This window comes from Cupriavidus campinensis, from assembly GCF_905397395.1.
GTDB lineage: Bacteria > Pseudomonadota > Gammaproteobacteria > Burkholderiales > Burkholderiaceae > Cupriavidus > Cupriavidus campinensis.
Genome location: NZ_CAJPVH010000113.1, coordinates 1 through 6,396, shown reverse-complemented (window position 1 = coordinate 6,396; position 6,396 = coordinate 1). Strand labels below are relative to the sequence as shown.

Genomic DNA, 6,396 nt, shown 5'->3' with positions numbered 1-6,396 from the left:
GACCCGGCGCGCATCGCGGCGGACCTCGCCGCCAACATGGCGCTGCCGGTGCGCTGGCACGAGACCCTGCTGCTGGCGCGCGCCTGCGGTGTGCGGCTGGCGGTGGAGATGCCGCCCGGCAACGTGCTGACGCGGCTCGCCGGGGCGGTGCTGCCGGAAGCGGTGGCCTGTGCCGAGACGCGGGCAGACAGCGTGCGCGTGTTGATGGACCGGGCCAGTCAGGGCGATTGAAGGCGCGCCCTGAACACGCATCAACGCACCCCCCCCGGCCTGGCAAAAAATTGAAACAATCGGTGTGGACGTGGATGACCAGCCTGCAGGCGGCGTAGGATTGGCCGTTAACACTGGCACGATCCGTCGCCGCCGGGGCTTGCCCGGCGTGCGCTCACGAACCGCCCATGCAGCCGCCACCGATTCCGCCCGATGAAACCCTGCGTCTCGCCACGCTGAGATCGCTCAACATCCTCGATACCCCGACCGAGGAACGGTTCGACCGCCTGACCCGGCTCGCCAAACGGCTGTTTGACGTGCCGATCGCGCTGGTCAGCCTGGTCGATGCCAACCGGCAGTGGTTCAAGGCCTGCGAGGGACTGGATCTGGCCGAGGCGCCGCGCAACACCTCGTTCTGCGGCCACGCGATTGCCGGCGACGGCATCCTGCTGGTGCCCGACGCCCGCCAGGACGCGCGCTTCCATGACAACCCGATGGTCACCGGCGAGCCGCACATCCGCTTCTACGCCGGCTGCCCGCTGGTGGCGCACAACGGCACCAAGCTGGGCACGCTCTGCCTGATCGACCGCCAGCCGCGCACCTTCGACGACGACGACCGCGCGCTGCTGCACGACCTCGCCCGCATGGCCGAGCAGGAGCTGGCCGCCGTGCACCTGGCCAGCATGGACGAACTGACCGCGCTCTCCAACCGGCGCGGTTTCACGGTGCTGAGCCAGCACGCCATCGAGCTGTGCCGCCGGCTGGAGCGGCCGGCCACGCTGGTGTTCTTCGACATGGATGGCTTCAAGCCGATCAACGACCAGTTCGGCCATGCCGAGGGCGACCGCGCGCTGGCCGCGTTTGGCGCCGCGCTGCGGATGGCGTTCCGGGACTCGGATGTGGTGGGGCGGCTCGGTGGCGACGAATTCGCCGCGCTGCTGACCAATACCGATGCCAACGGCTGCGGCGAGGCGCTGGCGCGCCTGCATCGAAACGTGGACGCGTGGAATGCGCAGAACGCGCGTGGCTACAGCCTGCGTTTCAGCGTGGGGCTGACCGAGTTCGATCCGTCCCGCCATGCCACGGTGCATGAACTGCTGGCGCAGGCCGATGCCGCCATGTACGCCGACAAGGCCCAGCGCAAGGCCACCCGGCACTGATTTACTGCTGACTCGGGCGGACTACGGCTCCGTGCGCTGCGGGGCCGCGCGCAGCACGCCGGCGGCAATCTCGCGCGTCAGCTCGTCCACGGCATTCAGTTCGGCTTCGCCGAGTTGCCAGGCGCAGCGCGTGGCGCCCCAGTCGCCATAGATCAGCGCGATGCAGCGGTTGCGCATGCGCACCGGCGCCAGCAGGATCGACTTTGCGTCGGGCATGGTGTCGCGGTACCAGCGCGGAATCCGGTGGGCGATGCTCGGGTCGAAGGCGTCCTCGATCAGCAGCGGCTTGTCGGCCAGCCCGGCGAAGTGGAACACGTCGGGCACGAAGCCTTCCTCGAAGGACAGGGCCGGCAGCTTTTCCCGCATGCCCTCGCCAAAGCCCAGCCGCGCGTGGAAGCGCTTGGTGGCCGGGTTCAGCATCATCAGGAAGCAGCGCGAGAAGTTCATCGCGCGCATGGTGGTTTCCAGCACCATCGGCGCCAGCTGGGATACCGACAGGCCGGCGCCTTCGCGCCGCACCTCGTCCAGCCCCTGGCGCAGCCGCCGCAGCATGTCTTCCGGATCGCCGCCGGTGCCGACGGGCGCCGCCGCCTCGGCCGGGGCCTCGGAGCGGATGATCGAGGTATTGAGCGTATCGGCCTGCCGCACGGCAATCGCCACGTCGCCGGTGGTCAGGCCCAGCATCTTGGCGTGGGCGGTCAGCAGCTCCTGCACCGACTCCTGCGTGCCGTCCCGCACCATGGCGGCGGCGGCCTGGGCCGAGACATGGGCGATGGCGGCGAGCCAGTCGGCATGGGTTTCCAGCACGGTGTCCGGGGCCGGCAGGCGCGGCTTCATGGCGTGGGCGATGATTCCCGGCAGGCGCCACTTGCGCGCGGCGGCCTCGGCGATCTCCTCCATCGAGACGCCCAGCACCGCCTGGCAGGCCTCGTTCTCGGTCATCGGGTGCGTGGCGCACATCGCCTCCACGCGCTCCCATTCGTCCGGGAAGTAGAACACCACCAGCAGCCGGCTCATGTGGTGCATCAGCGTGCAGACGACGGCTTCCTCGCCCTCGTTGATGCCGCGCGCGTGCGACAGCGCCCGGGTGATCTCGCCCGCCACCAGCGCGCGCTGGAGCGCCTTGGTGGCCTGCGGGCGCTGTGGCGCCACGCCGTGGAAGTAGTCGAGCAGCTGGATGCCCAGCGTCAGGTGGCTGATGGCCTCCACGCCGAGCACCAGGATGGCACGGGACACCGTGGTGACCTCGCCGCCGAACGAGCGGTACATCGCCGAGTTGGCCAGCCGGATCACCTTCTGCGACAGGCTGAAGTCAGACAGCACGCTGGTGGCCATCTCGCCCACGGTGAGGTCGCCGTTGAGCGTCTGGAAAATGTTGTCGACGCAGTACTGCAGGGTCGGGAAGTCGCCCTGCTGCGCCATGCGGTTCCACAGCGTCTCGAAGAATTGTTCCTTGGACAGCATGGTCATCCGGCCACCTGCAGCGAGAACACCTCGTCGCGCCCCAGCATCAGGCGGCCATCCGCGAGGGCCTGCTCGAAGTCCAGCGGGCTCAGCGCGCGCGCGTAGCGCCAGCCCTGCACCAGGTTGCAGCCCTGCGCGGCCAGCAGCTCGCCCTGCGCGTCGGTCTCCACGCCTTCGGCGATGGCCACCAGGCCCAGCTCGCGCGCCAGCGACAGCACCGCCGAGACGATGGTGCGCGCATGCGGGGAATCGACCATGTCCGCCACGAAGCTGCGGTCCACCTTGAGCGCGGACAGCGGGAAGCGGCGCAGGTAGGAGAGGCTGGAATAGCCGGTGCCGAAGTCATCCACGGCAAAGCGCAGGCCCAGCGCGCGCAGCGACATGAGCAGGTCCTCGGCGGCCTTGGGGTCGGTCATCAGCGCGCTTTCGGTGATCTCCAGCACCAGGCGGTCGGCGCTGATGCCGGCGTCCTGGATGGCGTTGCGCACGCTCTCGAAGAACCCCGGGTGCAGGAATTGCACGGCAGAGACGTTGACCGACATATGGCCGACCTGGAGCCCCTGGGCGTCCCACGCGGCCAGCTGGGCGCAGGCGCAGCGCAGCGCCCAGGCGCCCAGATGCTTGATCAGGCCGTTCTTCTCGGCCACGGGAATGAAGACGTCGGGCCGGATGAACTCGCCCGCGTGGTCCCAGCGCATCAGCGCCTCCACGGCGCAGACCTCGCCCGTGGCGGGCCAGACGATGGGCTGGTAGTGCAGCAGGAATTCGCCGTTCTGCACCGCCTCGAACATGCTCTGCTCGATGCGGAACTGCTCGTCCAGCCGGCGGTCCAGTTCGGGCGAATAGACGCAGTAACGGTTCTTGCCGAGCGCCTTGGCCTCGTACATGGCCAGGTCGGCGCGGCGCAGCCAGTGCGACTCCGACTCCGGCTGGACGTTGCCGGACGCGGCCGACGAGAAGGCCAGCCCGATGCTGGTGGTGATGCGCACATGGCAGCCGCCGAGCAGGAAGGGCTGGCGGCAGACGTGGATCACGCGTTCGAGAATGCGGATGGCCTCGGCCTCGGACTCCAGGCCATCGAGCATCAGCACGAATTCGTCGCCGCCCAGGCGCGCCACGCTTTGCTGGGAGCGCACGGTGTCCTGCAGGCGGGCGCCGACTTCCTTGAGCAGCGCGTCGCCAAACTCATGGCCGAGCGAGTCGTTGATGTTCTTGAAGCCGTCCAGGTCCATCAGCGCCACGGCGAACGGCACGCGCGCGCTGGCGGCGCCGGCCATGTACTGCTCGATGCGGCGGCGGATGAAGGCCCGGTTGCCAACGCCGGTCAGCGGGTCCAGGAAGGCGCGGGCGTTGAGCTGGCGCTCGTTCTCGACCCAGTCCGTGACGTCGTGGCCAAACAGCAGCAGGCTCGGCGGGGTGTTGGGCTCGCCGGGCTGGTGGGCGATGCGCAGGTCCAGCCAGCCGCCGCCGATGCCGCCGGCAAAGCGCACGCGCTCGCGGCGGGCGGCGCGGTCCCGCGCGCAGGCCTGGAGCAGGGCGGCCACGCTGTCGCGCGATTCCGGGGCGATGACGTCGAGCACCGACGTGCGCAGCAGGTATTCGTGAGGGTAGACGAGCAGGTCAGCCGTGGCTTCGGTGGCCTGGAGGATGCGACCCTGGATATCGACCCGCATGGCCAGCGCGCCGGAAGCTTCCAGCAGCGCCCAGGCCTCGCGCCCGGCAGGGCGGTCGCCGGCAGTCCCGCGTTCCGCGGGCTCTGGCGCCAGGGCAACATCATATGCAAACGAGGTCATGTCTTCCTCAGCCCGGAATCCCCTTGGACGCTGGCCTGATAACTGTTGAGTGGGGCGCGATATGTGAAACGTGGTTCAGGCAGGCAGGTCGGAACCAGTCCGGGGCCTTCCCGCACCCGGAACATGACCACTGGCTCTGTTGCATGCCGAACGGATCGACACCGGCGATTCTAATACGAGCCGGCATCAGGCTGAGCGCCGCGCGGGGCAACGAATGCGCGGCGTCGGCGCCGCTACAACAGGCGCGCGGCGCCCGGGGGTGGGCGCCGGAGGGGGGATTGACATCGCAAGGAAAATGGCGCTCTGCGGTCACAGCGCCGGGCGGGGGTCTTCAGCCGGATTTTCAACCGGCTTTTCAGCCCGTTTTTCAGCCCTTCCGGGGCCGCCGTACCGCGCGCAGCTTGCCGCTGGTGCCGCCACCGCAGAAGAACTGGTCGGCGCCATCGGACTCCAGCCCCGAGACGCCCACGCCGGCCGGCATTTCCAGCCGCTCCAGCACCTCGCCCGAGGCCGGATCGACGCGCCGCAGCTCGCTTTCCTCGCTCTCCCAGGTGCCATGCCACAGTTCGCCGTCCACCCAGGTCACGCCCGTGACAAAGCGGTTCGACTCGATGGTGCGCAGGACCCTGCCGGTCTGCGGGTCCACCTGGTGGATCTTGCGCGCCTGCCACTGGCCCACCCACAGCGTGCCTTCGGCCCAGGCCATGCCCGAGTCGTTGCCGTCGCCCGGGGCGGGGATGGTGGCCAGCACCTCCCCGGTCTGCGGGTCGATCTTCTGGATCTGGCGCTCGGCAATCTGGTACAGGTGCTTGCCGTCGAAGGCGGTGCCGGCATTGGCGGTCACGTCGAGGGTGCGCAGCGTCTGGCCGGTGGCCGGGTCGAGTGCGTGGAGCGCCTCGCCCGAGGCGAACCAGACGCTCTTGCCGTCGTAGGTGACGCCGTGGACGGCCTCGACGCCGGGGAAGGGGCCGTATTCACGGAGGATTTCAGCGGGCTGTCGTTTCATGGGTGGATTCCCTCGGTGGTGGAAACATGCATCCATCCTAGTGATTCGGCAGCGGCGTGGGGAGTAACAAGGTCGTCGTGAATCCGGGCACGGGAGTGCTCAGCCAGCGCCGGGCGCGGCCCCGGCCGAACGCCTGCACCTTGCCATCGGCCGCCAGCGCGTCCAGCGCGCGCTGGGCGGTGCGCTGGCTGGCGCCCAGCGCCAGGGCGAGGGCGGAGCTGGACCACGACTCCCCATCGCCCAGCAAGGCCAGCACGGCGCCGTGCTTTTCCTCGACCGGCCGCGCCAGCACCACCACCGGCTGGGCGGGGGGCGACACCAGCGACACCAGCGACACCGGTGGTACCAGCGGTACCAGCGCGAAGCCGTCCGGCGTGGCTTCCACCCGTGCCAGCGCGCCCAGCATCGCGCGCAGCCGGCCGATTTCCACGCGCAGCCGCGCGCGGTGGGAGCCGTCGATATGGCGGGTGCGGAAGGCGCGGGCGATCAGCGTGTCCCGGGGCACATCGGCTGGCCACGCTTCGCCAAGGGCCCGCGCCAGCGTCAGCAGCACCGGCCGCCGCGCCAGCGAGATGGCCGTGCCGCCGGCCTGCACGACATGGCGGCAGCCATCGATCACCAGCGCGTTGGAGGCCAGCAGCGCCTCCACCTCGGCGAGCCGCAGCGGCCGGTCGCCGTCCGGCGCGATCTGCCGGGCGGCGGGGGCGTCCAGCAGCCGGACGGCCTGCTCGACCTCGGCCAGGAGCCCGGGAATGGCGGCCTG

The 6,396-nt window shown here is 69.9% G+C and carries 4 protein-coding genes and 2 pseudogenes; 2 read left to right on the top strand and 4 right to left on the bottom strand.

What is annotated here, in order from left to right; translation table 11 throughout:
• A pseudogene (locus tag KHO18_RS27840) lies at window positions 1–231 on the top strand (malonate decarboxylase subunit epsilon); the annotation flags it as partial.
• A 167-nt stretch (window positions 232–398) separates the two neighbouring features.
• The gene (locus KHO18_RS27835) at window positions 399–1,370 is read left to right on the top strand and encodes a GGDEF domain-containing protein (RefSeq protein WP_144197652.1); all 972 of its coding nucleotides are present in this window, start codon (window positions 399–401) and stop codon (window positions 1,368–1,370) included.
• A gap of 21 nt (window positions 1,371–1,391) precedes the next feature.
• Here KHO18_RS27835 and KHO18_RS27830 read toward each other — a convergent pair whose 3' ends face one another.
• The 4 genes and pseudogenes from KHO18_RS27830 to KHO18_RS27815 all read right to left on the bottom strand — a co-directional run.
• A complete protein-coding gene (locus KHO18_RS27830; RefSeq protein ID WP_244845157.1) occupies window positions 1,392–2,840 on the bottom strand; it encodes an HDOD domain-containing protein in 1,449 nt (482 codons plus the stop codon).
• Window positions 2,837–4,627, bottom strand: coding sequence for a putative bifunctional diguanylate cyclase/phosphodiesterase (locus KHO18_RS27825; protein ID WP_144197653.1), 1,791 nt, complete (start codon window positions 4,625–4,627; stop codon window positions 2,837–2,839). The genes KHO18_RS27830 and KHO18_RS27825 overlap by 4 nt, the downstream gene beginning before the upstream one ends.
• A gap of 367 nt (window positions 4,628–4,994) precedes the next feature.
• The gene (locus KHO18_RS27820; RefSeq protein WP_144197654.1) at window positions 4,995–5,633 is read right to left on the bottom strand and encodes a Vgb family protein; all 639 of its coding nucleotides are present in this window, start codon (window positions 5,631–5,633) and stop codon (window positions 4,995–4,997) included.
• Between the two features lie 37 nt (window positions 5,634–5,670).
• Window positions 5,671–6,396 (bottom strand): annotated as a pseudogene (locus KHO18_RS27815) (helix-turn-helix domain-containing protein); the annotation flags it as partial.

What these genes read in the sequence shown, in the direction of transcription:
- KHO18_RS27835 (WP_144197652.1), top strand. Translation starts at nt 399, where the DNA reads ATGCAGCCGCCACCGATTCCGCCCGATGAAACCCTGCGTCTCGCCACG.
- KHO18_RS27830 (WP_244845157.1), bottom strand. Translation starts at nt 2,840, where the DNA reads ATGACCATGCTGTCCAAGGAACAATTCTTCGAGACGCTGTGGAACCGC.
- KHO18_RS27825 (WP_144197653.1), bottom strand. Translation starts at nt 4,627, where the DNA reads ATGACCTCGTTTGCATATGATGTTGCCCTGGCGCCAGAGCCCGCGGAA.
- KHO18_RS27820 (WP_144197654.1), bottom strand. Translation starts at nt 5,633, where the DNA reads ATGAAACGACAGCCCGCTGAAATCCTCCGTGAATACGGCCCCTTCCCC.